Source organism: Glutamicibacter protophormiae (genome assembly GCF_014647495.1).
Taxonomy (GTDB): Bacteria; Actinomycetota; Actinomycetes; order Actinomycetales; family Micrococcaceae; genus Glutamicibacter; species Glutamicibacter protophormiae.
In genome coordinates this window covers 21,040-47,689 of record NZ_BMPH01000020.1, presented here as the reverse complement: position 1 = coordinate 47,689, position 26,650 = coordinate 21,040, and the positions used below count along the sequence as shown (strand labels likewise).

Genomic DNA, 26,650 nt, shown 5'->3' with positions numbered 1-26,650 from the left:
AGTAATTGTTACGAGCCCTGAATAACAGAGGTGACTAGGGGCTTACACAAACTACCTGACAGGCTCAAAGACGGCGTTCTACAGGGCGACGTTCAGCGGGTTAAAAATAGATTTTAACCACCCCCAACAGTGGAACCCCGCACCAAAATTTGACTGGGATAATCCAAGCTCCGGAATCCTAAAACCCAACAACGTGAAACCGGGTGACTGGCCGCCAACGGAAAAACATGATCCGGAACTGGGAGATTCATAAACGATCGTTTTCGGGATGAAGAATCGTGCCATCCGAGATGTGTGCTCGAATGGCACGATCTTGCTGTTTTCGGCTTCCCGAAACTAGGTGCCGATATTGAGGCGGACCAAAAGATCGAACGAGTGTTTCTGGGCCACCAACGAACTCATTGCTCTCCAGGCACTGTAGAACGCTTTGGTGCGCGGGTCTGCTGCAGGTTTAGTTGACACTTCGACCGCATAACCCAGCTATGGTTATGCTCAAACGAAGGAACAAAAACCATACCAAGAATCTTCACCGATGAGTTCAAGAAGGACGCAGTCGCTCTCGTCGAATCGGGAATGTCCCAGGAGCAAGTCGCTGCGGATCTGGGCGTCTCAAAGACAGCCCTGCAAACGTGGGTCCGTGATGCCCGCTACCAATCCCACGGAATGACACCGTCCTCCGATGCTGACGAACGCAAAGAAATGTCCCAAGCGCTCAAACGCATCCGGGAACTGGAAAGGGAGAACGAAGTGCTGCGCAAGGCCGCAGCCTACCTTTCCCAGCCGCATATTCGTTCCCCAAAATAATGGGCCCGCTCGTCCAAGAATTAGCCGCCAAAACAGGCCGGAAACATATTCCGGTGGCGGTGACGTGCCGGGTACTTGGGTTCAGCACCCAGGCGTACTACAAATGGCTGAAAACCCCTGTTTCCGCCCGGGAAATCGAAGAGCAGGAGTTGATCAGCAAGCTGCACGAGCTTCACGAGGAAGATCCCGAGGGAGGGTACCGTGTGCTGGCCGATGATCTGCAAGACGCCGGATACCAGGTCTCCGAGCGCCGGGTCTGGCGGTTATGCCGCAAGGCAGGGATCCGCTCAGTGATCAGCAAACGCCAGCGCAAGCACGTCCCGGCGGGCCCTGCGGTGCATGATGACTTGGTGCAGCGGAACTTCACTGCTGATCAGCCCAACCAGTTGTGGCTGACCGATATTACCGAGCACCACACGAGCGAAGGAAAGCTGTATTTGTGTGCGATCAAGGACGTGTTCAGCAACCGGATCGTGGGGTACTCGATGGATTCGAGGATGAAGGCCCACCTGGCGGTCAATGCTCTGGAGATGGCAGTGGCGCATCGTGGACACCCGCGCGGAGTCAAGGTCCACAGTGGCCGCGGTAGCCAGTTCCGGTCAAAGCGCTTCACCCAAGCTCTCGAACGTCACGGGCTAGTTGGTTCGATGGGCAGGGTCGGGGCAGCCGGTGACAATGTGGCCATGGAGTCGTTCTTCAGCCTGCTGCAGAAAAACGTGCTGGACCGCCGTTGGTGGTCCTCCCGCCAACAACTTCGTCTGGCAATTATTGGATGGTTGGAGGGGAAGTATCACCGCAAGCGCAAGCAACGAGGTTTGGGGAAAATGACCCCGATCCAATTCGAGGCTACAATGATCGAGTCTGTCGCTCTGGCAGCGTAAACCTTGGTGTCAACCAAACCTTCAGCAGACCCAGTATGACATTGACATGTCTCGATGCCGATTAATCTTAGGGTATGACCCCATAAGACACCCAGCGGCTTCGCTTCCGGCAGATGGCTGATACCGACTTGGAAAATATGCACCGTTTGCTCAGGCCAGCTAGGAAGATCGCCCTCTAATGGCCCACTCTGGTGGTGCGACCGAACAAGGCGCCGCTGGCGCTCCTGGCTCATCATGGTCAATCTCGTATACGCATTCCGAGCACTCGATCGTTCCGTAATCGTCGTCCAGGTGCTCGCGCCATATGTGGCCACACACGGGACAATCGCCATCGAATTTTGCGTGACGGGGTGGACGATGTTTTGTCATCATTCGATCATTCCACTTCTCGGACTACAAAACGCTTACCTGTCCGTTCAAGGTTCCGCTTGCGGAACTGCGACTTGTGGGTATCTGACCATGGGCATCCGCTACAGTCGGCTTCTAGAAACAACGATCAGTATCGGGAAGGTCAGTGGATGTGGGGGAAGAAGAAAAGAGCCAAGGCTCACGCACTGGAACTGGCTTATGTTCAGCGGCTGCAGGAAATTGATGAAACAAACCAATCGGCGGTTACGAGAGGTCTGACGCACGAGAACCTCAAGCGTGGTCAAACGGAATATCTGGGCGAGGTAACCAGTGGAGATTACTCGGGCTACCTGGTTCTTGTTGCAGCATTGGGAATGCTGACCGAAGATCCGGGGAGAAACGAGTCGGATTTGTGGCTCTTCAGCACGGATCTCTCCGCGGAAATCCGGGAATTCAACATGATGGTCCTCAGGAGCACTGACCGCCAGAATCCGTTGCCAGATAACGCTTGGGATTTCTACTACAAGACTATGGCCCAGCTACTTGAAGCCTCAAAGCCGATGGGTATTCGTTGGCTCCCGGCACTCGATGCGTACAAATTCGTCAACGAGCCAAATAGTTCTCCCGATTTTGGGAACGACTGATTCTTCAAGCACGGAGCCCGAAGTATTTTGGCCCGTGTAACATGCGTATGACTTCACCTGTCCCGGTGAGGGCTCCTCCTACGGGACACCAAAAACGGTCGTTTTTGAAATGATCAGCGAACCCCGGCGACACACCGGGGTTTTCCTTTCAGAAACGTCTTTCACGTCCGGAATGCTCGTGGACCTCCTGCACCGTTCTATTCACAGCTTTTGAAGTCTGGCGTAGCTTAGTGCCATGACAGGTTGGGACGTCTCTCGGCACCCGGAATGGGACATGATGTATGCCGCCGGGTTGACTGTGCGTGAAATCTCCGACCGATGCCATGCCAACGTGGCCACCATCCACCTGCATCTTCGCGTCAGGGAAAAGCATGCGCCGGGGCTATACGCCACCCATACTGTGGCCTTGGCAGACCGCGATCCGGATCGACCGTCCAGGCGGTGGCGTCAACGCCTCACCGAAGTGCTGATATTCCACGAAACCCACCACCGGCTGCCGAATAGTACCGCTGAGGGAGTGGAGCGTTCTTTGGCGCAGTGGGTGGCCCTACAGCGCAACGCTTATCGCAAGGGCGGCATTTCGGCGGCGAAACTTGTTCTTCTTGACCAGTTGGATGGCTGGAAAGTGGATGTGCCGCAGCAGCGCCGCGATGAGCACTGGAGAAACATGCTGAATGAGGTAAGCGCTTATGTCGCCTCCACCGGGCAAATGCCCCGTTACAAGACCTACGACACCGAGCATGAACACCGGCTCGGAGTCTGGTTGCATCATCAGCATCAGGCCCGCACCGAGAGCACCTTGCTCTCTTGGCGGGAAACCGCCCTGAACGAGGCGGTTCCGGGGTGGCGTAGCCGGTGCTGACTAAGTAACGATCTTTAAATCGACGTTCGAGCTTCCGCTCTCAATACCTAAGACCATCTGATGGCGGATTCACCAAGCGATATCGGAGATATCGCTGAGCGGGCCCCGTGAGTTGGATTGGGTCAGCATCAGGTCATCAGCGTCATGCACGGGAGTTGGGAAAACTAGTCCTGTGCGTTCTTCTACTTCACTGACGGTGATTTGGTAGACCCGGAACTCATCTAACTCCATCAGCGCCTGCAACCGGTCAAGGTCCTGGGTTAGGAGGAACGCTCGGGCGGTGAGCTGCCCTGCCTGTTCAAAGAGGATGATTTTCCAGTATTCGGTAGGGATCTGATAACCCCGGTAGTGCTGATCCTCATCCCGCAGGACGGGGCCGGCGAAGACGCTACAGCGCAGGTCATCGAGCTCCACGTCCTCGTAGAGGGCGTTTTCCAGCCGTCCCCAGATCCCGGCTTGTCGGGATTGGTTGAAGTCCTCCATTTGTGGGGTGATGTTGGTGAAGTAGAAGGAATCCTTATTCGCTTGGGCTGCTTCGGTGTCTGGTCCCCAGGTGAGGTCGGCGCGGCGGGCCAGATGCCCACGCTTAAGCAGATTATCTGCATAGAGGTCGTTGCCGGCTTGGTCTTCGGCCGGGAGGCGCGGATCCTTGATGAAGTTGATGCCTGTGCGGGAGAGCAGCTGCAGGTGTGATCCGTCGATGTTCCAGCCCACCCAGCGGGCGAACTTGCGCGACTTGCTCAACGCCAAGGAGAAGTGGGTGTAATCGATGACGGGAGAGCCGTCGACCTGCACTAGATCTTCGGCAATATCGGCGTTGGGAGTTGGGAGGTCAATGGTTGTGGTGAGGAAGTGCGGGTGAGATCCCGCTGGTTCACTGGTTGCTGCTGGCTCATGTGCGGGCGTCCTTCCCTATATCAAGACTCTTGAGGGTCTACGCACCACGGTAGGATGTCGGCAGACCCTTGACTAGAGACAGCGGAGCCTGGGAATAATGTTCCTTTGTTTAGATGTTGACCTTCGTGCACCGTGAGGACCCCCTCACCTCATCGATGAGTTCATGGGGTCAGCCAGAACGATGGGCATTCTTTCTCGCCAACTGAGTCCGGGTGAGATCTGCGGTGAGGGGAACGGCCGAGTCGAATGGGGTTGCTCTCGCTTCCCATGAAAAGGGCAGCGGCCGCTTAGCGTCGTAGGGCTCGTTTGCACACTGCCTGTGGGCGAGAGGGCGGCCTCACTCAAGTTCTTGCGGGCGTCCTGGTGAACAAACGGGCATGAGGGTGGCATAGAGACCGACTCCTCGGAATTGAAGGATTCTTGGGCCCGCGGGTTAGGTAGTGGAGGGGAAAACTGAGGAGGTTTTCCCTCCACTGATGCAGGGTCGTGGGCTTTTTGGGATGTTGCTGGGTAGATTCCTGTGCTCTTGACGTATCCCCGTTACTGTCACGTAGGGTCAAATAAGAAGCTAACTAGTGAACAATTGCGGAACTTATGACGAATACCCCTCGTAAAGACATCTATCTTTCCCTCACCGGTGACCAGTATGACGATCTGACCAGTGCTTTAGAAACCCATCGGAACAGCTTTGAGCGGCTGGCGACCGAAGCGGGCAACGGGTTCGGATACCTGGACACCACGTACTGGACACAGCGAGTCACGGAAGTGCAGCAGTTACTTGACGCGGTGCATCAACTGGCCCTGGGTGAGAGCCCAGAGCAAGTAAGGCAAGAGGTGCATGAACACGAGGTCAAGAATACGCAACCGGATTCTGGCTCCGAGGTCGGCTCAGAAGGATAGGCGTGCTGAAGCTGGCAGGAAAGGTTGCCACTTCCCTGCCAGTCCCGGCCAAATATGCCGTGCGGGCTACCGCGCTGAACCTCGTGGGGTTGATGCCCGTTGCCGGGATTTCTAGAACATCCCAATTACCGCCGAAAGCATGACCGATGACTGGCCTTGATGCGATGAAGCGGTAATCTATGCAACTTGGCTTATGCTCCTCTACCGGTGAATGCTATTAGATCTAGCTGCCGAAGCGCTGTGCGTAGGTCCTGGTCCCGTTGGCCGGATGCAACGTCGGGATGGGGTGGGTGACTGAGCTGGCGTCCCAGTACTTGGCTCGGAACGTCACCAATCCGTCCTGTTCGGCACGAGCGAAGAGGTTCTGGATTGGAGTCGAGTCCTTTTCCTGGTCAACGGTGCGCAGGGCTGGGTTGGGTGTGGAAACGTAAAGGAACTTCAGCTCATCGAGCTGGGGGTCAAGCATGGCGACCAAGACCGGCCGGCCGTGCATGGAAACTAGCCCCATGACATCGTTGACCGGTTCCGTAGGAACGGCCATAACGACCGGCATTCCCTGAACCCAGCCATGCTGGGCCAGATGCTGGCGTCCTTCGCGAGAGCCGAGCAGATCGGTCACGCGTTCGGCGGTTTTGGTTCGTACGATACGTCCTGGCATTGGTACTACCTCACTGTGTTCTTGAGTCTTCCGAGTGATCCCCATCAACTTGGAACAAGCCACCACGCAAACCGGCTACCTCTCATCCTGCCCGTTTACGGCGCTATTACTACCCTAAAACCCTATCCCCATCAGGGATAGTCCTGCACGAAAGGTCAATAAAAGTTCATGTCAACGCAATAAATTCACGGGAAACCGGCCGTTGCGCGGACGGTTGAAGAACCATTATTAACAAGAATTTCTAAATTATAACTACTAGTCAGACAGTATTTTGAAGAGGAGAAGAGCGCCTGTGATTTGGAACATAGGTCCAATAATCCCAAAGGGGCAAATCTTCTCAGGATTCCTGGAGGATACTGCTGGTGGAACTGGTTGTAATCTAACCGTTATAACTGGTCGAGGGATTCTGTGTGGGGTTTCGATCGGTGCGGGGATGAAGCGGGATTTCGTTGATCGCGGCGCTGTGGGCCCAGAATGCCACCCGGAACGGTGTGAGTCGATTTCCTGCGTGTCTCACGCAGAGTTCTCGCACTGTGGCCTCGGAGGGCAGGGGCGCAACCCGGGCGAAGATCGGGCTGGGAACCGTGATGTGCCATAACTGAATATCATCGGCGGCCTCATCGGTGAGGGCTAGCAGTACGGCCCGCCCGTGAACGGAAACTAGTCCCATGACATCATCTACACGCTCAGCTGGGCGAGCGAAGACTACCGGCATGCCTTCCAGCCACCCGTATGAAGTGAGGTGTCTTCTGGCTTCAGGGCATTGCAGGAGCTCTTGCACGCGTTGGGTGGTATCGGTATGCAGGTTCGGGGTGTTCATCTATTCCTCCGCTGATGGCAGCTCGCCAAGAGTGAATCGTTCACGAAGCCTGCGGTTCCAAACCGCAGAAGTTTTCCCCGTGTTTCGCTTTGGGCGCTCGGTGATCATCGTGGAGTGTTTCTCTGAGGATACCGTCTAGATCGGGAAATGGGACGGTTGAATTGCCGCGCAGAAGAGGCTGGCGCAGCCTTCCGCTTTCCCGGTCGTGGGATGTCAGGCGTCGAGCAGATTTGTCGAGGCGTTAGCGCACTTCACTCCTTGGGTAGCGGGGCGTGCGCAATGCCCACAGACGTCAGGAACACAGGGCGTGGGCATCGCTGGCATTCGCGGGACTGAGAAGCACCTTACGTTTGCGCGAAAAAGGTTTCCTTTGTGGGGTGTGACTTGGTTACTCGCTGTGGGATGGGAGGACTGTGTTGTCGAAGCGGGCTCGGGCTTGGTTGATTCTTTCCATGTTGCGTGTTGCCCACGCGAGTATTTCTTCGATCGGGCTGCGCATGGACTTGCCTAGGGGCGTGATCTGGTATTGCACTGCGACGGGCCGTGAGCTGAGGAGGTGGCGTTCGATGACACCGTTGCGCTCCAAGCGGCGCAGGGTGGTTGTCAGTGATTTTTGGCTGACGTCAGGAATGGCTCGGCGCAGTTCGTTGAATCGCCGGGGAGAATCGCATAGTTCGCTCATGACCAGCAGTGACCATTTATCGAGGACCTGATCGAGTAGCTCGCGATGGGGCGTTGAGAGGGTGAGTGGTGAGGGGGTGGTTTCGGGCACGATACCTGGTTTCGTTGCAGTAGCTTTTGTTGACCAAGTATAAATTGTATACCTGCAGTTCGCAGGGCAAGAGATGAGGAGAATGGCATGCCAGTACAGTATTTGAGCCCGGAGGGGATGATCCCTCAGACCCCGTATCATCACGTCGCGGTGGGGACCGGGACACGGTATGTTCACGTGGCTGGGCAGGTAGCCCATATGCCTGATGGGGGCCCGATTCCGTCTGATCTGGCTGGCCAGGTCGGCCAAGCCTTGCGTAATGTGCGGCGTGGGTTGCAGGGTGCGGGGGCAGAATTCCGGGATGTGGTGAGGCTGACGGTGTATGTCACCGAGTGGGAGCCGTCGAAGATGGGGGAGTTCATGGCGGGGGTGGAATCTGTGGCTCAGGAAGTGGGGTTGCCGATGCCGATGCCGCCGGCGTCGTTGATCGCGGTGGTGCAGCTTTTTGAGCCTGGGGTGTTGGTTGAGATTGAGGCGACCGCTGTGGTGTAAGTGTGCGGGTGGAGCGGTCGAAAACGATCGTTTACGGGAACAGAAAAGGTGCAGGTGGGGAGCCTCACTTCACCTGACCCTTTATCACTTCGGGCTATCCCGATACTTGGGACCATAACTTTTTGTCCGGATGACCCGAGGAACCGTTTCTGACACCATCATGTTTCAAATTCATTGACGAAGAAACTCTAAATTTTCCTGCTACCGCTTGTTCTTGCCTAATGAGGGGAGTCCACCTCGCATGTTCGGTCTTTTCGAATTCGGCACAAGATTCTGGGTCGGCAGTGTAATCGCCACCGTGTGTAGCGATTTTAACTGTTTCCTCAGTACCTTGAAGGATTCCAGATCTTGGCTCGTAAGGTTTCGCTGTTTTTCCAGGGTGTCGAGCAATTTAGTGCAACGTGAAATTGCAGCCAGAGCGTCATCTCGATCCCGGTGATGAAGCCCCTGACGTAAGCGGGCAATTCGGTTGGTTAAATCTAAAGCTTTTTGTCGAGGATCTTTAACTGCACGCGAAGGCTTATACCTAGAGGGCCGTTTGACTGGACCGATTATTTGCAGAAGGACGCGGCGGTCTGTTGCTGAAATGAAGTCACCTACAGCGCCTTGGTTCACCTGGACGGAGTTTTCTCTACAAAGTGCTTGGAGCTGGTATTCGCTGAGCAGTGTCTCTTGGGAGACCGATTTCAAGTAGGCGATTTTCCGTTGATGTGTCGTTTTTTCATTCATGACTTCCGGCCCTCTCTTCTAAATTGCTGGCGTTGATTCGTCGGTAGAGGGTCGCGCGGGACATTCCCATGTCTTTGGCGACTTGTGTTGCGGGTTCGCCGGCCTGGATGAGTTTTGCGGCAGTGCGGATCTGTGATTCGGTGAAGGTGGGGCGCCGGCCGCCGAGGTCGCTGCCGGTGGTGCGGCGTTTGCTGACGGAGTCGGTGATGCGTTCGCGTTTGATCTCTAGTTCCATTTGGGCCAAGGCGGCCATGACGGTGAAGACCATGGCTCCCATGGGTGTTTTGGTGTCCACGTCGCCGCCGCCGAGGTTCAGCACGCGGAGCCCGATATTGCGTTCGCGTAGTTCCTGGGCGAGTTCGAGCATTTTCTGGGTGGAGCGCCCGAGCCGGTCCAAGGTGGTGATTATGAGGGTGTCATCCGGATGCAGCGCGGTCAGCGCTTTATCTAACCCAGGTCGTTTGGCCAGTGCTCCGGATTGGCCGTGGTCGGTGTAGAGGTCGTCGCGGCGAACACCGGCCGCAAGGAGGTCTTGGATTTGTCGGTCGGCGTCTTGGGCTTTGGTGGATACGCGGGCGTAGCCGATCAGTTTGGGCATTGGTCCTTCGAAAGTGTCTCGCAACTAATGGTGCAGGCATGATTTTACGTCATTGGTTGCGACACATAGTTGCAAGAATTTTAGACCGTTGAGTTTCCGCGGATTTTTAACCGGGGGAGTGGTGCGTGGTGAGACGTCTTGCAACCTATAGGTTTCAAGACATATCGGATATTGCGATTAGGTACGGTTGCTGTGGGTACATTGGGGCAACGGCGCGCATTTGGGTGAGTCGAAGTTTGACGATTGGTTTATGGGCCAGGTGGCGGCTGCTCACGATTCCTCGCCTATGGAATCGTGCCTCTGTGCGTAGATCACCATATTGATGGGGTAGTGCTGCGCCTGAAGCCATACGCTGGAAGCAGCTGCGTACCAATAGAGCAAGGCATCGGCTGAGGTACCGACGAAGTGAGTCGTCTGATCTGTAGGGAGCGCATGGTAGCCGCCCTTTTCATCCATATTTAATAGAGCTCCTTTGTCTAGAAAGCAAGCGTTGTCAATGCGCTTATCCACCTCTAGTGGCCTGTTATGTTCCTCAAAGGCCTCAGCGAGATTTTTCGCAGAGGCACTTTCGTAGGCGAAAAGGGAATAGGTGATCGGCCACGCCGGCGCCGGGCCTCGGCCGTAAAGGTCATAGCCAACGACGTGCCCAGGAGGGGGGTAGAAGTAGGCTTCCTTCTTAAGGCGCTTTACTTGCTGCATATTCTTGATGACCCCGGGGATGTCCGTTTTTGAGATACTCGACTTGACCTCAATAACGGCAACGACCCCCTCTGCTGGCACCACTGACGTTCCGTCTTCGGGTGAGTGGAAGATGTGAGGTGTTCGCTTAGCGTCATAGATGATTACGTCAGACTGCAGGCTGATATCGCCGTGACTGTCGATTATCTGACCTTGAGTTACGCCTAATGAAGACGGAAGCCGCGCCTGCAGGAACTTTCGCAACGCTTCTTCTGCCCCTGTGCCGCTAGTGGCGTTGTGTCTAATGATTTTGCGTAGACGCGCCAGTTCGAACTGGAGCATCTGCGCATCTGTTCGCCAAAGCTCTCCAAGGTTGATTTTCTTCATATCGTTCATAAGTGCCAGTTTATTGGCATGCTGGCCTTGCGCTCCTGTTGGCGCGTAGTGGCTCATCTAGATAAGCCGAGAGGTCAACTTTAGAGAATTGGCTTATGGCCGCGCCTGACATAGGTGGATGCCGAGAAGGATTAGGACCGGTTCAACTCGATCCGTGGGATTAGTGCTGCTACTAAGTGCCGCTCGTTATCGACCTATGAATCCTTGAATTATCTATATAACCAAGGTTATAATTAGGTTGAAGTGCGTGGAAATTCTGGTTTAAGGGGGAGTGATGAGTCAGGCTGTTGAAGGCCCGTGGAATGCTGCGATTTTGGCGGCTTTGCGGCGGCATCGGGCGTTGAGAGCGGTGGGGGATCTTGATTACAAGCGTGTTTTGAAGGCTGCGCTGGGTGAGAAGATTCCGCAGAAGGTCCTTGCGCAGACGCTGGGAGTCTCGCAGCCGGCTGTGGCGAAGGCCCTGAAGGGTGCTGTGGATGTTGTTGATGTGCTGGATGGCCACAGTAGTGCGACCCCTTATGAGGTGTGCCAGCGGTATGCGGCGGGACTGCTTGAGCGCGAGGCGATGATTATGGAGCTGGCAGCGTGGCCTTATCCGCCGACTCCTATGGCTGATGAGTATGGGGACTACCAGGATACGGATTCTGGTACGTTCGATGATGTGGTGGTCGCTAAGCGTCTGGGTCTGATTGACGGTGAGGCTTATGCGGAGATTGTTGCCCGGATAACTGCGTCATCTTGACGCGTTAGGAGACTTGGCTGTTGGAGATTGACCAGCGGATCGCGGAACACTATGCCGTCTTGCAGAAGGTCATGGCAGATGCGGCGATGAATCCCCTCGGGCCTCAGGCGACGATTAATCAGCCGGCGAACTATACGCGGGTTGGCGGCACCTATATTCCTACGCCTGAGCGTGAAGCGTTGCATGAACGATGGATCAACGAGGTCATCCAGGAAGCAGCCCTGAAGGCTGAGATCGGCGCCAACCATCATGCGGTGGTCATGGCTGGTGCACCGGGTATGGGGAAGGGAACGATCCAGCGAGAGCGACTGAATGATCTGCCTGGATTCGTGGCATGTGACCCGGATCGGTTCAAGGAAAAGATCATTGAGCACGAACTGCGTATGGGCACCCTCGATGCCCTAGACACCCCGCTCATGGCTGAGCTTAAAGAGCAGGGCCACGCGTTTGCCCCGATGGAGTATTCCACTCTGGTGCATCAGGAATCCTCAATGGTTAGTCGCCAGTTGCAACAACAGTTGCAGCGAGAGGGTCAGGATTTCATTATTGACACCGTGCTGAAAGATGTGGACTCGGCACGCGGCGTCATGGCCAGGTTGGATGACCAGAACTATACCTATGACGTGGTGAGTGTCCAAGGCACTGCCGCCGAGTCCAAAGCCGGTATCTATGGGCGGTGGGAGAGCGCCCATCGAGACTATCTGGAAGGGAATAACGAGCTGGGGGGCAGGCCTGTGCCTTCGGAATTTGCGAACGACACTTTTCCCGATCCTAGCGGCCCATCGACGACCCAGGAAGCGGCTCGATGGCTTGCTGATCACGGCAAGGGAGTGATTTGTTTCCAGCAGTACCGTCGCGGTGCGGACGGACCGGAGATTGATCTTGTGAAACAAGAAGGAAAGCTCACGGCGCGTAGGGTCGCGATAGCACGGAAAGCTTTTCCCACGGCGCACGAAGTGCCGAAAACTCTCCGAAAAATGAACCGCCCTGGTACAGGCCGAGGAACCGGAATCGGAGACTAACGGCACACCCTCCCCGTCCCCCGATACATGCCGAACTACACGCCCCGGTTTCCTGTCCAGGGTGGGCGCAGCCCATCGCGCAGCGACGCGTAGCGCCCTTGACAGGTGACCGGGACGTGTCACACTCAGGCATCGGGGGGCCGGGGAAAGTACGTAAGTGCAACAGTAAAATTTACTCCCGCGTGCCATCTGTACTAGAGGCCGTGCACAGGCCACGATCACCCGTCGTAAGTGAACTCAGGTACCGCAGCTTGTGACTTGTGTGCGGGCGGTCGTTTGGTTCCTGCTGTCCATCATGTGTGCGAAAAAAGCAGCGGAGCGGGAGGGCTTTTTCGTGCACATGTGGGCAGGAGGCCACCCACGTAACCAGGAATAAATAGTGGGCCGGCACTCACCGTGAGGTGAGTGCCGGCCCATTGCTGTGTGTTCGTTTAACTTTCGGCTGCTGGGGTTGTTTCGTTGGCTTTTTTGCGAGGCCGGCGGCGGGATGGGGCGCCGATCTTATTCAGCTCGGTTTGAGTCCAGCCTTTTTTCAACGCAGCGGTGAAAGCTTGCTTTTCAGCGGCCTTGGCTTGCTCTAGTTGCTGCTCGGCTTCCACGCGGTCGGCGACGGCTTGGGCAATGTCGTTGGCGGCTTGCATGCGCAGGTCGTTTTGCGCTTGGAGCTGTTCGAGAATGCGGGTTGCAGCATCACTCATGGTTTGCGCCTTCCGGTTAGGCTGCGCCGTCTTAGCGGGGCCGATCCGGCGCTGGTCTGATGTTTCCAGCGTAGCGCGGTCACGCTGCGAAACCAACGCATGTTGCACCTTGGTGAGTTGGAGTGCCCCGCCGTGGAGGCGGAGCAAGCTATACACTTAGGTGCCCTAAGTTGCTTGTGTCCTTGATCTTCGATTCTGCGGGTGGGACAATCGACCTATTGGGTCGTTTGGTGTTGCACTGGGCTGGGAGGTTGATTCGCATGGCTCGTTTTGATTCGCGCAAGCGTCAACCGAACGCGACCGGTGGCCGTTCGGTGCGGCGCGTGGTGAAGCTGACCGTTGAGCAGAACCTGGCTTTGCAGGTGATGGCTGACGAGGTTGGCGTGTCGGTGGCGCGGTTGTTGGTGGAGTCTACGTTGTCGCAGTCTCGTGGTGAGACTGCTGCGGAACGTCATGAGCTGATTACCTCGTTGTTCTTGTTGCAGCGTGGTCTTGCCGCTGCGGGGAACAACATCAACCAGATCGCCAGGGTGGCGAACACGACCGGTGAAATCAAGGACGAGCTGCACGATTCGTTGGAGCATCTGCGCGCGACGGTGGCGCGCATTGATGAGGTCTTGGAGTCGTTGAAGATCGTGGGGGAGCCGGCATGATCCCTAACGTGGTGCGCGGTGGTCGCTTGGCGGGTTTGATGAACTACTTGGTCGGGCCTGGTCGTGCGAACGAGCATGAGAATCAGCGGTTGATCGCGGGCGATGACCGGGTGACTTTTGCTTACGCTCCAGGCACGGAGTTGTCGAAGTATGATGCGTTTGAAATTGCCGCAATCTTGGATGCCCCGCGCAAGCTGCACGGCACCGAAGTGGCCAAGCCGGTGTATGCGAAAGATGAAGTCGCTGGTGGCTTCTTGACTGATGAACAGGGCAAGAAGATCAAAGTCGGATCGACACCAACACATGTGTGGCATTGTTCGTTGTCCCTGGCTGCATCGGAAGGCGCGGTGTCGGATTCTCAATGGAAAAGCATTGCAGAGTCCTTCGTGGAGAAGATGGGTTTCATTGATCCGGACGGCGCGAAGTCCTCGCGCTGGGTTGCGGTGCATCACGGGGCATCGAAGAACGGTAACGACCACATTCATCTAGTGGTGCAGATGGTGCGTGAAGATGGCACCAAAGCGAAAACTCACAATGACTTTCACCGTGCCCAGGTCGCGTGCCGTGAGCTGGAAAACGAATACAACTTGCGTTCCCTGGAATCGTCGGTGACGCAGCAACAAGGGTTGTCGGGGGAGAAACCGGCGGAGCGTGAGCGTGCAGTTCGTGAGAGCTATGCGGTGTCTGATCGCGTGGAACTTTCCCGGCGTCTGCGCGCGGCGCTAGCAAGCTCATCGACGGCTGATGAGTTCATGCGTCAGCTGCCTCACATGGGGGTACAGGTTGCCCCGCATTTTGCCAAGGATTCCACTTCTCGGGTGACTGGTTACAAGGTGTCGTTGGGGACGAAATCTGGTGAGGATCGGGCGGTGTGGTACGCGCCGTCAAAGTTGGATCGCAGCCTTGGCTGGCCGTCCATTAAGGAGCGTTTCAACGGTGCTGGGGTGCGCGAAGCCGAACAGTTCTTAGCTAGCTGTCACAGTAGTGCCCGGGTGCAACGTGCGTCAGGGTACCGGGCGTTTGATTTGTCCCAGTCCACTTCCGCGAAGTTGAGTTCCGGCCAGCTTGGGCCGGATACCTTGGCGAATATTTACGCGCGGTTGTCGTTGGAGCTGGAAGGCAATAGGCCGGGAAGTTTGGCGCGACTGAGCACGCATATGGCCAGGGCCGGTCAGGGCTTGGGCAACCGGGCCTATGCTGCACGTTTAGCGGCCCGTTTCGGGTCGCGGTCTGCGGAGCAGGGCTGGATGGCTGTGCTGCGTCAGGCGAACCGTGTTTCCCAGGTGATGATTCAGGGGCGCATGGCCGCAGAACGTCCGCAACTGACTCAGGCTGCGCAGCAGGTCGTGGCAATGGCGGAGAAGATCGTCCGAGATGCCGAGCAGCGCCTACCGGCTCACACCGTGGTGCAGCCCGGTGCGCGAATGACCAAGAAAGATCGGGATCACGGCTTAGGCCGGTGACCGAACAGAGATGGGAGAGTGCAGGACATGGAAAACGACGAAGAATCAGATATTTCGATGGAGTTCGGCCGTGTGCTGCGCATGGTTATGGGCGCGGCGCTGCAAGCCAAGGAAGCCGCCGACCGGCGCGCTGCGAATCAAGACCCCACAGCCCAAACGCACCGGATGCAGCAGCAGCTTGCCTCGGTGTTGAAGAAGGACATGGCTGCACCGGGTTTCGTGAAAATGAGCTCCCAGCAAATCGCTGACCGCATGACCGTGGCCTCTGAACTTTCAGCCCGTCATCCCGATGCTTCGAAGGCTTTTATGGCTGGATCTGATCGGCTGCGCAACGAGCTGGGGATCAACGTAGAGGACATTTACAAGAATCATCCGCAGTCGGTCGAGGAACGCTATCACGCGTTACGCAATGCCATTGATGATTATCAAGCCAGTACCCGACTGAACCAGGAAGCAAGCGCTGAACGCGGCCAGGACGAACCAGAAGCTTCCACCCAAGCTGAGGCGAAGGAAGAGCAGTCACAGGCCCGTGAAGAAGCTGCCGAAGGGCATCTGAACAAGGCTGAACAAGCCGAAGGTGAAGTTCAGCTTGATGCTCGGGATCGGGATGCGGCTGAGGGCCGCGAAGCAGTCAACGCCCCGAGCCTGGGGAAGCCCGAGACGCAGCACGCGACCGGGGCCAGTGTGCACCCGGATGATGTGGGGCCAGGATCTAAGACTGCGGCTGCGGTACTCGCCCGGGCGAGGGCTGGCCAAGGATTCCCCAACAAACCCGGTGAAGCGGTGCGTTTTGGTAGGGCAACCCGTCCGGCGGCGCAGCGCGGCAGCGTGCAAGCACGAAAGCGTGGACAGGGCGCCGAGGTGGGGCGATGAGCTTCATCAATGATGAGAACCTGGAACCATCCGCACCAGCCGATGAAGAACAGAGTGCGGAAGTAGAGCATCCGTTAGCTTTTGAGACGGAAGAGCAATGGCTCACCGGGTGGGCTTTGCCCAACTTCCGGCGGCGGCTGAACAAGGGGGAGTTCCGGTGGGATCCTGAATGGTGGCGTTATGAGGAAGCGATCACGCTGATCACCTCGTTGTGGTTGAGCTTCGAAAAAATGCGGTGGGAGGGCGCTACCGGCATGGCCGCGTACATGCGCGATTACTTCTACCCATTGATGGGGGAGCTGACTTCACCGGACGGCCCGTTCTGGGATTATGACCCGCCAGTGCGCGAGGACGTGCCGCCGGAATGGCCAGTGCAGGTGATAGCTGGCGAGTCGGCCTAAAGACGAGGCTAGAGTACCTAAAAGTGGTTTGGCACGCTAGCCTAGTTAAGGAGTACTCCCGGAATTATTCATCGAGTTCAAAATTTCCGTCATGCAGAAGTTACCTATTTTAGCAGTTTCGACACTATTCGTCGTTAATGCCGAAGTGGAATTCCAGTTGCTGACGGTTCCCGATGTTAAGGCGGCGATATAGTTTCGCCAGCCGGGCTTCCACAGTATGCACCGAGATATGCAGTTGTACGGCGATTTCTTTATTGGTTAGTCCACTAAGAACCAAGCGCACTAATTCAAGTTCCTGGCGGCTAACCTCGACTGGAGATTCAGGAGTCTTACTTATTTTTCGTCTCCCTGCCTTCAATGAATCGCCATCATCGATAATTATCGAAGATTCTAAAAATTGATTATCGGTAAATTTATTTTCTAGTGCATTCATTAACTTTTGCGCAAGTATAATCATAGATTTAACTCTGTCGTTATAATTTCGATAAAGATTAGCTGGGACTCTCCAATCGGACGGTGAGTTGAGCGCTTTGAGTTTGTAATCGAATGTTTGACTAATTATGGTGAGCAATCGCTCTTCGCTGTCTGATATTTCCTTGTTTTGAATATTAAAATTATTAAGAAAATCCCGTAACTCTGTTACCCATAGATGCCATTCTTCTGTCGACAGGCATACGATTGCATGGAGATATTCAAGATCTTTTTTACACAACGGGTGCCACGCAGTAAATAATTCGTATGAATTTGTGTGATTAATCCCCATTTCTTTCCAGGCCGTGTACTCTTTTTCAAAATATGGAGCAAGGCGATCCATCTCATTTTGCTTTAACTCATTTAGTAACCATGAATATTTTTCAGTAACGAGTTTTTGTATTTGATAACTCGCATACTCTTCAAATGGGTATTTGTTCATGAAATTTCTCCATTCTCAACAAAGCCAAATGGTGATATATAGTTATTTTTTGGCTTACAAACTTCCCGATGTGTGGCCGAGTTGACGGTCCTGGAGGAAGCATCGGTGTCATATCGCTCTACCTTGACAACATTCTCTGGGTTTGCCCATAGAATGTTGGCTGCGATCAAGTGCTTATACTGATGATGTTTTCTATATTTTTCCGTTCGGCGACGGGTTTCCTTAATTACGCTTGAATCCTTTTTTAGGTCTTGGTAACTGGCACCCTGTTTGACAAATAACTCTACGTAGAACCAAAGTGGAAGCGCCTGCACGAGTCCAAGAAATCCAGATGGGTCGAAGCCGGCGCTAGCTGGACTGAAGAGTCGTAGTTTCCCATCAAGAATGGCAGGCTTTTTACTAGATAAGTATCCTATGTGTTTCCATTCATCCAATGCGTCAACTGCGGCTCGACGAAGCACGAGTCCTCCCATTGAATGCCCTACGAGAAACAACTCTTCATATTTATTTGAAATTTTTTCCCGCACTGGTTTTTCGTTAAAAAGCAACATGTCTTCAAAGGGTTGTGGGTAGAAATCATTTATTTGTGCGCGAAGTCTGTCTGCCGCTGCGGCAACTTGTTGATTAACCGAATCATATTTTATGAATATTAGGTCAGTTTCCTTCCACCATTCGCTAGTAGGTGGTTTGATAAATTCACCCCATGTGGAATCTGCGCTTCCTCGCCATCCGTGTACGAATACGACCAGTTTCTTGGCAGGCTTTCTTGATATTATCCCAAAATTGACTAGAGGGTGATTAATGCTGACATAGCCATGTGTAAACATGTTTACCGCCTTGCTAGATAAGCCAGAGAATTTAGTTGGTTTTGGCAATTAAATATCCGGAATAATTGAGTATTGTAACCTATTTTTGCATTAAATGACATATCGCTCAATGCTCTTGTATTGACTCGTAGTGTCGTTGTGAAAGTTTCACTTCTTGGCCGTAAGGCTTTTGGGAGAAGTGCACGAGTTCGAGTAGTCCTGCGGGGATGCCCGAGCCGGTAACGATGGCACGGCCTCGGGGCAGCGCGCCCAGGTCGGAGACTTCCAGGATGGACTCTCGTTGCATCGAGCTGGACACGGAGCGCCCATTGCGGCCACTGGTACTGGAAGAGCGCTTAAGCACATCGCGGGCACCGACGAGCTTTTCCAGATACGGCAGAAACTTATCATCGGACAGACCCGAGCCGGCCACACGGATATTGGACGCGCCCCACAGCTTATCCATACCGTCTTGCCCGTAGGCTTCCACCCCTTGCTTGTAGGACTGGAAGAACGTGGACACCACGATGCCGCGCGAACCATAGTGCGAATACACGTCGGGCAGCTCGCGCCAGCGCACCACGTTCGCGGCCTCATCCAGCACGGCCATCATCGGCGTTGTCAACCGTCCACCGGGCAGCGCGGCCGCAGTCTTTTCGGCGGAATCCATCACCGCCATCACCAACGCAGCGGTGATCGCGCGGGCTGTGCCCGCGCCTTCCTTAGACACCAGATACAAGGTATCGGTGCCGGTCGCGAATTTACGGTGATCAAACTCGGGACGGGCAAAGTTCCCATTCGGACGAATCCAGGGCGTGACTTCCTCGTAGGAGAGCACCGTGATCCAAGGGCGCATCGTGCCATACACGCCGTCCCGCTGCTTGGAGGTCAAGCCTTGGATCTGCCAGAGCGCCGACGAAAAATCCTGGTACCCGTGCTCGTCTAGAAGGTCGCGTGCGGTTTTGTCCTCTGGATCTTGCGCCCAGGTAAACACATCAGTGATCGGGCGGTTAGCAACGGCCGCAGCAAACAAGAAATGAGACAGGAGACGCTTACCGTCCGATTCAAAGTATGCGTCGGATTTCGCACCGGCTGAGGTTTCCGAAGCAATAAACACATCGGCCAGCTTGACCGCAGTTTTCATATCGGTCACGAAAGAGAGCGGATTCCACCACCAGGACGGTTCTTCTCCGATGATGCCCTGCACGTCATGCACCCACACAGCGCCGACGCGGGCGCGAGGGCCACGGGTCATGTCTACGATGTCGCGCTTATTCGAAGTGGCCAGTACCGGTCCGCCGGTTTCCAGGATCTGCGGCACGCACACGCAGGAGGTTTTGCCGGCGCGTGGCCCCATCAACCAGATCTGCACCCACTCATAGGAAGCAAACAAGGGCTTGCGGTTGTTGACCAGCTTGGCCAGCGGCACCCCGATGCCGGCCTTGGTTGCGCCGAGGCGTTCAGCATCCGCCCGAGCCGCTGCTTCCTCCAAGGCTTTGAAGTCTTTGGCGTGGCCCATCTCCTTGGCCAAGTGATCAATGCGGGAGCTGGTGCCTCGGCTGCGCCGCCACACCACGACCAGCATGGCGATGACCGCCAGCAGGAGCAGCAGCCCGAGCGCGAACACGGCGATTTGCAGCCCGCCCACGGGCAGGAAGCCGCGGGATTGATCCATGAGGATCTGCACCGGATTATTCGAGGACTGCGGCACGTTCGGGTCGAGGATCGCCCCGAGCGTCCACAGCAGCACCCCCACAATCCCCAGTGTGAGGATGCCGCCGCCGATGATCCATAAAGTTTCATCGTTGGCTGGCTGGTTTTTGCGCCCGGAGCGCGGATCAGCGTTGAACATTATTTGACCATCTCCCAGGCCCGGTTGGTATCCGAGATTTCAAATTCCAGATCGGTGAGCTGCGTGACGAACGGAGTGCCCGGATTCTTACCCACCTTCATAATGAAATGCCCCGCCCCGGGCCGGCGGGAAGCCTTGTTGGTTTTCGGATCAACGACGGCTTCACCGGTCCAGTCAGTCATCAACGCTTTCTCCTTGGAGGACAGGGCGAACACTTCTTCCAGGTTGCCCATCTCCGAAGGAGCCAACCCGCCCAAAAAGACCAGCGCGGAGCGTTCCACGAAACCCCACGCGGTAGCCGTCAGGTGTTCCTTGGACAGGCGGAGGTCGTTCATGGTGTGGGTGATCATGACCTGCCCGATGCCGCGCCCACGATTCAGCCGGGTAATGGTATCGATGAAGTGCACCATGTCATCGGATGCCCTGAGGATGCGCCATAGCTCATCCATGACCAGGAAGTAGGTGCGCCGCTTGCGCTTACCCGCCGCCGCCAAATGCTGCTCAGCCGATACGGTGGCTGATCCGAGGTTCCAGCACAAGGACTGCACGGCCGCGACCAGCACGGAGTCGTTTTCGTTGACCCCGGAAATATCGAACACCACCGGCACCCCAGGGGTAATGTGCGCATCCGAGGGCTTGGCGAACATATCCCCGTAAGCGCCGGAGGGGCCGAGGTTAATCAACGCATCCAGCAGCGCTTGGAGGCGTTGGTCGTATTCGTGGTCATCATCGTAAGCGAGCACGTTCTGGCGCAGCACTTCGGGACGGGAGCGGATGAAATCCACCAGCTCACCAATCAACGGCGCATGGCGCAGCTCGGGGTCGAGTTCGTTGATCGCCACCGACAGGCAGGTGGACTCGTGCGGCTTCAACGGCCGGCCCAGCATCATCGAGGCGATGCCTTCCATCAGCGAGCGGCGGCGGCTGATCATCTCCTGGATCGCAATCTCGCGGGCCTTCTCGTTCTCAATCTCGTTCAGGCTGGCCACCAGCGGGCCAAGATCCAGCGGGTTGAGGTGTCCTTGGCCAGGAGAGAAGGTAATGACCTGCCCACCCAGGGCGCGGATGTGCGGCACGTAGTCGGGGCGGGAGTCGGCTAGGATCATCGGCACCACACCCCAGGCGGAGAGCACCGCCAGGAGGCGGTGCACCAGTGAGGTTTTGCCCAATCCGGGTTGGCCAAGAATGAACGCGGAGGGGTTGGAAATGATGCCGTTGAGGAACCACGAAATCGGGTCGCCGGTCACCAGGGTGTTGCGCAGCAGGTGCCGGCCCAACGGGGCACCAATGGTTGGTAAGCCGGCCCCGTTGACGAAGGGCCAAAATCCGCACACCTGCACACAGGAGCCTTGAATTTCGACCGGGTTTTCGATGTAGTTCACCGGCCCGCCACCCGGCCGATTCCACCCCGCATCCGACGGGGAGTACCGGGACTGGGCGCCCTCCGCCAACAGCCGGGAGAGCAAGCCCGGTTCCTTGGTCGGCTTAGGCGCGGCCTTCTTCGCCGCACGTTCCAGACGGGCTACATCGCGCTTAGACAGCGTGAGGCTGTGAGACTCAGTGAGATGTGAGAGGGCCAGATCCTCAGGGTTAGGCTTCTGGCGTTTCTTCTGGATCAGGGGAGTCATTAGAACCACGTCTTAATCTCGTCGGGGATCATCATGTGATCAGGCACCACCATCCCCAGCGGGAGGCCGGCTTGGAAGGTGACTGCTTGGTTCGCCAACGCCTCACGAACGCGCAGCTTGGCGTGGGAGACCATGCCGGGAACGGTGCGATCAAACTTCTTCAACTCAGCCTCATCCTTGACGCTGATGGTGATGATCAGCCCGAACCGGGTCAACCCGGACCCAAGGGCTTCTTCCTGGGCTGTTTTCTGAGCGGCGGCGAGCCGCTGGCGGGCGCGCACGGAGACACGCTGCTGCGAGCCGGAGAACATCGCATCCTTCTGCTCGTTCTCCACCACCGTGGAGGTCTGATCCGCTGGGATCGGACGATACAACAAGGTCACCCGCTTGCGCAGCGCGCCCTCACTAGGTGCGGTGAGACGGGCCAAGGAGTTGGACATGAACGCGCCGCGCGGACCTTCATACATCGTCCACGACTTCGACACCGCCCGGTCGTGCCGGTAGTGATCGAACGCGTCCAACGCGAACGACGGGCCAGCATCCTCCCACGCCAGCCCGGTACCCCCAGCAGCTTGGGCTTCTTCCACCGCCACAGCGGTGGTCGGGTCATAAGCGACACGGGTGAAGTCGATGATTTCCTGGGCAGTGTTCGGGCGTACCGCGCCGGCCCCGGTGTTCGCCAGCCCGGAAATGATGCCGGGGAGCTTGTTGCCGATTTCCTCAGCCATCTCTTCCATGCCCCGATCCCCGGCCTTCCCGTCAAGGCGGCGACCGTCAAAGGTGAGGGTAATGCGGGCCACGACCTCAGGCGCGGTGGAGTTATCGGTCTGGGCGATGCGTTCCACGACGCGTTGGGCGAACTCTGGCGCATCCTCGCGGTGATTGTCGGCCAACAGTTTTTGCAATCGGAGGCCGGAGTCTTGGGAGGATTCGATGGTGACCGAAGCGCCGCGGATTCCTTCATCGAGGCCGCGTTGGGTTAGCCAGTTCGCCCAGTGCGCGACTTGGTTGTCCACGTCGGCTTGGTCGATGAGGTTATCGCCGTTGGGGAAGCATTCCAGCACCACGGAGTAGTTGTGGTGGCCGCGTGAGGACAAGCGGATCAGTCCGAAGGGGTTGCCGTAGGAGTCCATGGATTCGGTCAACTGCGACTTCGCCATGAGGCCCGGAAGGCGTACTTGCCCGTCGGGGGTGAATCCGGTGGGGCCGGAGAGGTAGACGTGTTTTTTGGATGCGACTTTCTGCCGCTGCGCTAGACGAAGCATGAGTCTCCCATAGATTGAACGGCCTTGCTTTTTCGTGACCAGCAGCAACACGGCCCCGAGGATGGTGGCCAACGCGATGATCACTGCGGCCATGATCCAGCCGCGTGCTGCGGCGATGATGACGATGAGGACAATGGGCACCAGCATGAGGCTCTGGCCCATGGACAGGCCCAGCAAGCCTGAGCGGCGGGGCACGGTCAGGTTGCCGAAGGTGTTCGGTTCAATTCGCACGTCACTGGTGGCCATGTTTATTCGCCGTCCTCATTTACGAGCTTGCTGGGATTTGCCCCGTTGGTGAGGCCTTTCACGTCGCCCATTTTCTGCATGGCTTCGTTGAGCTTGTTGGGTGCTTTTGCCCCGGACGGGCCACCGGTAGACGGAGCATGTTCTTGAGGTGCATTTGCGGATTGGCTTGCGCTCCCAGCGTCGCCGGCACCGGAACCAGAGGAAGCAGAGCCAGCGGAATTATTGGCCCCAGCAGTTCCTGCACTGGCACCGGACGAAGTCGAACCGGAACCGGTGGAGCCGGTGCCAGTGGAACCGGTACCGGAAGATCCTGAACCCGTCGGTCCAGTGCTGCCACCTGCGGATGAGCTGCCCGAACTAGATCCGGCCCCGGAACCGGTGTCACCCGAGGCTGAAGAACCAGCCTCCGCGCCACTGACCGACTCAGAAGCGCCACCAGTACCCCCGCCAGCACCAGTACCGGCCCCGGCACCGCCGCCGGCAGCACCCGCAGCGGTCGACCCGCCGCCAGCCGCCGCCGCGCCACTACCGCTACTCGCAGCAGCACCAGCACCACCGGCCGCAGCCGCTGCACCACCAGTGCCCGCCAGGACGGCGGCACCAGCCGCGAGCGTGACACCAGCGCCCAAGGCCGCGCCACCGGAGAACGCGCCAGCACCGACCCCGGCCGCAGGAACAATGAACTTGATCAAGGCCGGCAACGCCAGCGCCGCCAGCAACAGGATCAACAACGCAATCAGCGTGGAGTGCATCGCCTCAGTGACCGTGGCTTCCTCCCCTTCTGGGGCACTGCCTTGCACCAACATGCGGAACCCCAACGAGTAGATTCCCGCTGCGACCGGTTTAAACAGCAACAGGGCCACCAGCCAGCCATTGGCTTTACGCCACGCTTGCCGGCCCTGTTCGGAGCCGCTACCCGCCGCCAGCACCACGATGAATGCCGAGAGGATCAGGAACATCACGTCACGGAAATACATGAACAGCAGATTGATGACCGCACCGAGCAGCAACAAGATGAACAGCAAAAAAGCCGTGCCAGGACTCGCTAGCAGCGCGGTGCCCGAGGTGAGCATCTGGGTCAGATCCACATCCCCACCGGTAGAGCGTTCAACGATCCACCGGGAGAACTCATCCGAGGCTTTGAGCAGCACGCCAATGCCCACAGCGTAGGCGGTCGTAGCCAGAATCAGGTTCACAATCGGGGTGGCCAAGCCGATCAGACTGTTCTTCACATCTTGGGAAGTGACCAGTTTGATCAGGCCAATAAAGAACCCCAGAATGGCGAACCCTGCGACGTACCAGGACATGTCTGCACGAAGGCTCGTGACGGCCGCGTTATTCACATCCGGGCTGGCGGTATCCATCCAGAAGGTGGACACCTGCGCCACGAACGCCACCGCACCGTCATAGAGCGACTTCACGAAATCAGTGATCGCACTATCCGCAAGGTTCTTTAAACCCTCGCCGCCTTTGCAGATCAGATCCCATGGGCGGCATTCCGAATTAGCCACGATTGCACCTACTTCAAATCGGTGTAGGAGCTGGGGTCAGTCGTAACGTCCCATGCTGGCTCGCCAGATGAAAGATCTAGTCGCCAGTCATTTGCCTTGTCATCCCACAAAAGATCTACGCGGGTTGAAACGTACTGATTGCCAGCTGGGCCGATGTATTCCACGGAAGCAGCATCGTCAGAGCTATTCATGATCCTGTAGCCAGAAATTACTGGGTATTCAGAAGTTTGTTCCAGAGACATCCACTGTTCAAATAGCTCATCCCGTTGTGGTGATTCAGCCGCAGCATCAATGATCCCTGCCCCTGAAATATCGAGAAGTAGGGTCAAGCCTGCAAAAACCGCTCCGGAAGGCGTGTGACTAAAGCAGCGCCAAAATTCCCCATCCATCTTCGCCGGCCCATGCTCCGCCGAGACTGGCAACAGCATCCCCGCAGGGTGGCGCTTCCACTCCGTATCAGGAGCATCATTCGGGAACGACGTATCAGTGCTCAACGCAGGGCAATCCCCAGAGGCCAGCTTGGAAACCGAAGCCGAAGGAGATGCCGAAGGTGGCGCGGTGTCGACCGGCACCGAAGGCGCCGGCGCGGTCGGTGTGGCTTCTGGCTGCGGTGGGGTGCGGGGGAAGAAAATGAGCCCGAGGATCACTACCGCAGCGATGAAGGCGAGGATACCGCCCCAGAGTTTCCAGTTTTTACCTAATGGGTCAGTTTCAGCCATGAGGATCTTCTCTCTTTTCTCTTTGACGGTTCACGAACGGGCCTTAGACGAAGACGTTGATGATCGTTCCCGCGCTAATAGCCAGAATGCAGACGATCAACGAGATGATCAGTCCCTTGAAGCCATTGATTTCCCGTCCGGTGAAGGACGCGAACGCCAAGAACCCGGCCGAGGCGAGGAACCCTGCCACACCGAGCAGGATCACCGCCCACGCGATCCAGTTCAAGATCGTGGTGAACCCTTCGGTGCCCGGAGGCTGCTCCGGGGTGGGGTTAGGGATGGTGGCGGCGAGGTCGATACCGAACGCCAGAGCTTGCAACAACATGGGTGTGCCTTTCTATGGGGTGGGAGTGTTGAGAAGTTTGATGATTCGTTTGATCCGCCCAGGCAACCGGGCAGGATCAGGTGGGGCATCCAACCAGGAATCCATCCACGGGATATGGGTGCCCCGGGGCACCATCCGCAAGAGGCGTTTAGTCGCTTTCTTCCGGGCATCACTGGTGCGTGGCCCCGCCTCGATCAGCACCAAAGCCGAAAGCTGGGAACCGGTCAGTTGCCCGTTGGCCCAGGAACGGATGAACCGATCCGCAACGGCCAACCCGTGGTGATCGGTGCGAGCCACCGCAATCACCGGGATAGGCCACGCGCTGCCAGTCCAGGCGTTCTGTGAAACGGGCCAGGATTGACCAACCTCTGCCGCACCGTCACCTAAGAGCGCGGCCACTGTGGTGGCACCAGCTCCACCGTGTAGGCCCATGACGGCAAGACCTTCAAATGGGCCAACGTCGCTAACAGCCCAAGCTTCACCTGGAGCCTCAAGCATTGGAGACAAGCCAGGTTTCATTGGGCCGCTAACTAGCAGGTCATCGCCCATAATCTCATCTCGGATGTCGAAAGCGTCATTTTGCGTCACCTTCTTTTTGGAAGGGGCAAAAGGATTCGACACGGCTGACATAGTGCGCTCTCCTTAGTAGAGTGATCAGCACGAAAGGGTTGATCTATCATTTAGTATAAACTCGCAGTGAAGTCACTGTCAATAGTGTTACCTAAATATTATTGGGGTATTTCAAAGTTAGCCCTTTGTATGGTTAATTTGGGTAATATGGTTGACATGGATTTCACATTCATACACATTTGGAGTGTGACCATGAACGATCCAGAAGCCGTTGAGGATCTCATCGCAGATTTGCCGGAATGGGCAACGACCGAAGAGATCGCAGACGTGATGCGTGTGAAAGCGCAGACCGTTCTGAAATGGAACCGAGAGTATGGACTCAAATCGGTATCCATTGGCTCCCGCGTGCGTAGGTACCGGAAAAAAGACATTCGAGATTTCTTGCTGAAAAGTGATGAAGCCGCCGACTAACCCAGGAAGTTAC

The 26,650-nt window shown here is 56.6% G+C and carries 28 protein-coding genes; 12 read left to right on the top strand and 16 right to left on the bottom strand.

What is annotated here, in order from left to right; genetic code table 11:
• The first annotated feature begins 513 nt into the window (after positions 1-513).
• From IEY43_RS17245 to IEY43_RS17235, 3 genes are all read left to right on the top strand, one after another.
• Positions 514-1,685, top strand: a protein-coding gene (locus IEY43_RS17245; protein WP_188950150.1) for an IS3 family transposase whose coding sequence is annotated in 2 segments (ribosomal slippage) — positions 514-793 and positions 793-1,685 — 1,173 coding nt in all. Because the reading frame shifts where the segments join, the coding sequence is not laid out codon by codon here.
• 518 nt (positions 1,686-2,203) lie between these two features.
• Entirely contained in the window at positions 2,204-2,677 is a 474-nt protein-coding gene (locus tag IEY43_RS17240) for a hypothetical protein (protein ID WP_188950144.1), read from the top strand.
• A gap of 235 nt (positions 2,678-2,912) precedes the next feature.
• Positions 2,913-3,539, top strand: coding sequence for a helicase associated domain-containing protein (locus IEY43_RS17235; protein ID WP_188950142.1), 627 nt, complete (start codon positions 2,913-2,915; stop codon positions 3,537-3,539).
• A gap of 69 nt (positions 3,540-3,608) precedes the next feature.
• Here IEY43_RS17235 and IEY43_RS17230 read toward each other — a convergent pair whose 3' ends face one another.
• Entirely contained in the window at positions 3,609-4,334 is a 726-nt protein-coding gene (locus tag IEY43_RS17230) for a DNA/RNA non-specific endonuclease (RefSeq protein ID WP_209550442.1), read from the bottom strand.
• A 696-nt stretch (positions 4,335-5,030) separates the two neighbouring features.
• Between IEY43_RS17230 and IEY43_RS17225 the strand changes: the two genes are divergently transcribed.
• Entirely contained in the window at positions 5,031-5,336 is a 306-nt protein-coding gene (locus tag IEY43_RS17225; protein ID WP_188950140.1) for a hypothetical protein, read from the top strand.
• A 223-nt stretch (positions 5,337-5,559) separates the two neighbouring features.
• Here the strand turns inward: IEY43_RS17225 and IEY43_RS17220 are convergent, their stop codons facing one another.
• Both IEY43_RS17220 and IEY43_RS17215 read right to left on the bottom strand, forming a co-directional pair.
• Positions 5,560-5,994: a hypothetical protein gene (locus IEY43_RS17220; RefSeq protein WP_188950138.1), complete on the bottom strand. Its 435-nt coding sequence runs from the start codon at positions 5,992-5,994 to the stop codon at positions 5,560-5,562.
• A gap of 1,208 nt (positions 5,995-7,202) precedes the next feature.
• Entirely contained in the window at positions 7,203-7,586 is a 384-nt protein-coding gene (locus tag IEY43_RS17215; RefSeq protein WP_229777473.1) for a winged helix-turn-helix transcriptional regulator, read from the bottom strand.
• An 87-nt stretch (positions 7,587-7,673) separates the two neighbouring features.
• Here IEY43_RS17215 and IEY43_RS17210 point away from each other — a divergent pair, with 87 nt between their 5' ends.
• A complete protein-coding gene (locus IEY43_RS17210; protein ID WP_053799098.1) occupies positions 7,674-8,078 on the top strand; it encodes a RidA family protein in 405 nt (134 codons plus the stop codon).
• Between the two features lie 201 nt (positions 8,079-8,279).
• On the opposite strand, the gene IEY43_RS17205 is transcribed toward IEY43_RS17210, so the two are convergent.
• The 3 genes from IEY43_RS17205 to IEY43_RS17195 form a co-directional block, all read right to left on the bottom strand.
• A complete protein-coding gene (locus tag IEY43_RS17205; protein WP_188950135.1) occupies positions 8,280-8,807 on the bottom strand; it encodes a hypothetical protein in 528 nt (175 codons plus the stop codon).
• Positions 8,800-9,405 (bottom strand): recombinase family protein, encoded by a 606-nt coding sequence (locus IEY43_RS17200; RefSeq protein WP_188950133.1) that lies wholly within the window; start codon positions 9,403-9,405, stop codon positions 8,800-8,802. The genes IEY43_RS17205 and IEY43_RS17200 overlap by 8 nt, the downstream gene beginning before the upstream one ends.
• 270 nt (positions 9,406-9,675) lie before the next feature.
• The gene (locus tag IEY43_RS17195) at positions 9,676-10,536 is read right to left on the bottom strand and encodes a DUF6602 domain-containing protein (RefSeq protein WP_188950131.1); all 861 of its coding nucleotides are present in this window, start codon (positions 10,534-10,536) and stop codon (positions 9,676-9,678) included.
• Positions 10,537-10,753: 217 nt separating this feature from the next.
• Between IEY43_RS17195 and IEY43_RS17190 the strand changes: the two genes are divergently transcribed.
• Both IEY43_RS17190 and IEY43_RS17185 read left to right on the top strand, forming a co-directional pair.
• Positions 10,754-11,221: a hypothetical protein gene (locus tag IEY43_RS17190; protein WP_188950129.1), complete on the top strand. Its 468-nt coding sequence runs from the start codon at positions 10,754-10,756 to the stop codon at positions 11,219-11,221.
• A gap of 20 nt (positions 11,222-11,241) precedes the next feature.
• Positions 11,242-12,243 (top strand): zeta toxin family protein, encoded by a 1,002-nt coding sequence (locus IEY43_RS17185; RefSeq protein WP_188950127.1) that lies wholly within the window; start codon positions 11,242-11,244, stop codon positions 12,241-12,243.
• A 431-nt stretch (positions 12,244-12,674) separates the two neighbouring features.
• Here the strand turns inward: IEY43_RS17185 and IEY43_RS17180 are convergent, their stop codons facing one another.
• A complete protein-coding gene (locus IEY43_RS17180) occupies positions 12,675-12,941 on the bottom strand; it encodes a hypothetical protein (RefSeq protein ID WP_188950125.1) in 267 nt (88 codons plus the stop codon).
• A 260-nt stretch (positions 12,942-13,201) separates the two neighbouring features.
• On the opposite strand from IEY43_RS17180, the gene mobC reads away from it, so the two are divergent.
• From mobC to IEY43_RS17160, 4 genes are read left to right on the top strand one after another with little or no spacing between them, the layout of a single operon-like run.
• Positions 13,202-13,594: a plasmid mobilization relaxosome protein MobC gene (mobC, locus tag IEY43_RS17175; protein WP_188950123.1), complete on the top strand. Its 393-nt coding sequence runs from the start codon at positions 13,202-13,204 to the stop codon at positions 13,592-13,594.
• On the top strand, positions 13,591-15,057 hold the full coding sequence (locus IEY43_RS17170) for a relaxase/mobilization nuclease domain-containing protein (protein WP_188950120.1): 1,467 nt from the start codon (positions 13,591-13,593) through the stop codon (positions 15,055-15,057). The genes mobC and IEY43_RS17170 overlap by 4 nt, the downstream gene beginning before the upstream one ends.
• Before the next feature lie 27 nt (positions 15,058-15,084).
• Positions 15,085-15,930: a hypothetical protein gene (locus IEY43_RS17165; RefSeq protein WP_188950118.1), complete on the top strand. Its 846-nt coding sequence runs from the start codon at positions 15,085-15,087 to the stop codon at positions 15,928-15,930.
• Positions 15,927-16,331: a DUF4913 domain-containing protein gene (locus tag IEY43_RS17160; RefSeq protein WP_188950116.1), complete on the top strand. Its 405-nt coding sequence runs from the start codon at positions 15,927-15,929 to the stop codon at positions 16,329-16,331. Before IEY43_RS17165 ends, IEY43_RS17160 begins: the two co-directional genes overlap by 4 nt.
• A 124-nt stretch (positions 16,332-16,455) precedes the next feature.
• Here IEY43_RS17160 and IEY43_RS17155 read toward each other — a convergent pair whose 3' ends face one another.
• The 9 genes from IEY43_RS17155 to IEY43_RS17115 form a co-directional block, all read right to left on the bottom strand.
• Positions 16,456-17,244: a helix-turn-helix domain-containing protein gene (locus tag IEY43_RS17155; RefSeq protein WP_188950114.1), complete on the bottom strand. Its 789-nt coding sequence runs from the start codon at positions 17,242-17,244 to the stop codon at positions 16,456-16,458.
• On the bottom strand, positions 17,241-18,071 hold the full coding sequence (locus tag IEY43_RS17150; protein WP_188950112.1) for a hypothetical protein: 831 nt from the start codon (positions 18,069-18,071) through the stop codon (positions 17,241-17,243). The genes IEY43_RS17155 and IEY43_RS17150 overlap by 4 nt, the downstream gene beginning before the upstream one ends.
• A gap of 106 nt (positions 18,072-18,177) precedes the next feature.
• A complete protein-coding gene (locus IEY43_RS17145) occupies positions 18,178-19,902 on the bottom strand; it encodes a type IV secretory system conjugative DNA transfer family protein (protein WP_188950110.1) in 1,725 nt (574 codons plus the stop codon).
• Positions 19,902-21,530, bottom strand: coding sequence for a putative type IV secretion/conjugal transfer ATPase (locus IEY43_RS17140; RefSeq protein ID WP_188950108.1), 1,629 nt, complete (start codon positions 21,528-21,530; stop codon positions 19,902-19,904). Before IEY43_RS17140 ends, IEY43_RS17145 begins: the two co-directional genes overlap by 1 nt.
• Positions 21,530-23,041, bottom strand: a complete 1,512-nt coding sequence (locus IEY43_RS17135) for an SCO6880 family protein (RefSeq protein WP_188950106.1) — start codon at positions 23,039-23,041, stop codon at positions 21,530-21,532. Before IEY43_RS17135 ends, IEY43_RS17140 begins: the two co-directional genes overlap by 1 nt.
• Positions 23,042-23,043: 2 nt before the next feature.
• On the bottom strand, positions 23,044-24,552 hold the full coding sequence (locus IEY43_RS17130; RefSeq protein WP_188950104.1) for a hypothetical protein: 1,509 nt from the start codon (positions 24,550-24,552) through the stop codon (positions 23,044-23,046).
• A gap of 8 nt (positions 24,553-24,560) precedes the next feature.
• A complete protein-coding gene (locus IEY43_RS17125; RefSeq protein ID WP_188950102.1) occupies positions 24,561-25,271 on the bottom strand; it encodes a DUF8175 domain-containg protein in 711 nt (236 codons plus the stop codon).
• A gap of 43 nt (positions 25,272-25,314) precedes the next feature.
• The gene (locus IEY43_RS17120; RefSeq protein WP_188950100.1) at positions 25,315-25,596 is read right to left on the bottom strand and encodes a hypothetical protein; all 282 of its coding nucleotides are present in this window, start codon (positions 25,594-25,596) and stop codon (positions 25,315-25,317) included.
• 12 nt (positions 25,597-25,608) lie between these two features.
• Complete coding sequence (locus tag IEY43_RS17115; RefSeq protein ID WP_188950098.1) at positions 25,609-26,226, bottom strand: DUF6668 family protein; 618 nt, start codon at positions 26,224-26,226, stop codon at positions 25,609-25,611.
• A gap of 192 nt (positions 26,227-26,418) precedes the next feature.
• On the opposite strand from IEY43_RS17115, the gene IEY43_RS17110 reads away from it, so the two are divergent.
• Positions 26,419-26,637 carry a helix-turn-helix domain-containing protein gene (locus IEY43_RS17110; RefSeq protein WP_113608094.1) on the top strand — a complete coding sequence of 73 codons (219 nt, stop codon included), beginning with the start codon at positions 26,419-26,421 and terminating at the stop codon, positions 26,635-26,637.
• The last annotated feature ends 13 nt before the right edge of the window (positions 26,638-26,650 follow it).

Coding starts and splice junctions, on each gene's coding strand:
- IEY43_RS17240 (WP_188950144.1), top strand. CDS start 2,204: ATGTGGGGGAAGAAGAAAAGAGCCAAGGCTCACGCACTGGAACTGGCT.
- IEY43_RS17235 (WP_188950142.1), top strand. CDS start 2,913: ATGACAGGTTGGGACGTCTCTCGGCACCCGGAATGGGACATGATGTAT.
- IEY43_RS17225 (WP_188950140.1), top strand. CDS start 5,031: ATGACGAATACCCCTCGTAAAGACATCTATCTTTCCCTCACCGGTGAC.
- IEY43_RS17220 (WP_188950138.1), bottom strand. CDS start 5,994: ATGCCAGGACGTATCGTACGAACCAAAACCGCCGAACGCGTGACCGAT.
- IEY43_RS17210 (WP_053799098.1), top strand. CDS start 7,674: ATGCCAGTACAGTATTTGAGCCCGGAGGGGATGATCCCTCAGACCCCG.
- IEY43_RS17205 (WP_188950135.1), bottom strand. CDS start 8,807: ATGAATGAAAAAACGACACATCAACGGAAAATCGCCTACTTGAAATCG.
- IEY43_RS17200 (WP_188950133.1), bottom strand. CDS start 9,405: ATGCCCAAACTGATCGGCTACGCCCGCGTATCCACCAAAGCCCAAGAC.
- IEY43_RS17195 (WP_188950131.1), bottom strand. CDS start 10,536: ATGAGCCACTACGCGCCAACAGGAGCGCAAGGCCAGCATGCCAATAAA.
- IEY43_RS17190 (WP_188950129.1), top strand. CDS start 10,754: ATGAGTCAGGCTGTTGAAGGCCCGTGGAATGCTGCGATTTTGGCGGCT.
- IEY43_RS17180 (WP_188950125.1), bottom strand. CDS start 12,941: ATGAGTGATGCTGCAACCCGCATTCTCGAACAGCTCCAAGCGCAAAAC.
- mobC (WP_188950123.1), top strand. CDS start 13,202: ATGGCTCGTTTTGATTCGCGCAAGCGTCAACCGAACGCGACCGGTGGC.
- IEY43_RS17170 (WP_188950120.1), top strand. CDS start 13,591: ATGATCCCTAACGTGGTGCGCGGTGGTCGCTTGGCGGGTTTGATGAAC.
- IEY43_RS17165 (WP_188950118.1), top strand. CDS start 15,085: ATGGAAAACGACGAAGAATCAGATATTTCGATGGAGTTCGGCCGTGTG.
- IEY43_RS17160 (WP_188950116.1), top strand. CDS start 15,927: ATGAGCTTCATCAATGATGAGAACCTGGAACCATCCGCACCAGCCGAT.
- IEY43_RS17155 (WP_188950114.1), bottom strand. CDS start 17,244: ATGAACAAATACCCATTTGAAGAGTATGCGAGTTATCAAATACAAAAA.
- IEY43_RS17150 (WP_188950112.1), bottom strand. CDS start 18,071: ATGTTTACACATGGCTATGTCAGCATTAATCACCCTCTAGTCAATTTT.
- IEY43_RS17145 (WP_188950110.1), bottom strand. CDS start 19,902: ATGTTCAACGCTGATCCGCGCTCCGGGCGCAAAAACCAGCCAGCCAAC.
- IEY43_RS17140 (WP_188950108.1), bottom strand. CDS start 21,530: ATGACTCCCCTGATCCAGAAGAAACGCCAGAAGCCTAACCCTGAGGAT.
- IEY43_RS17135 (WP_188950106.1), bottom strand. CDS start 23,041: ATGGCCACCAGTGACGTGCGAATTGAACCGAACACCTTCGGCAACCTG.
- IEY43_RS17125 (WP_188950102.1), bottom strand. CDS start 25,271: ATGGCTGAAACTGACCCATTAGGTAAAAACTGGAAACTCTGGGGCGGT.
- IEY43_RS17120 (WP_188950100.1), bottom strand. CDS start 25,596: ATGTTGTTGCAAGCTCTGGCGTTCGGTATCGACCTCGCCGCCACCATC.
- IEY43_RS17115 (WP_188950098.1), bottom strand. CDS start 26,226: ATGTCAGCCGTGTCGAATCCTTTTGCCCCTTCCAAAAAGAAGGTGACG.
- IEY43_RS17110 (WP_113608094.1), top strand. CDS start 26,419: ATGAACGATCCAGAAGCCGTTGAGGATCTCATCGCAGATTTGCCGGAA.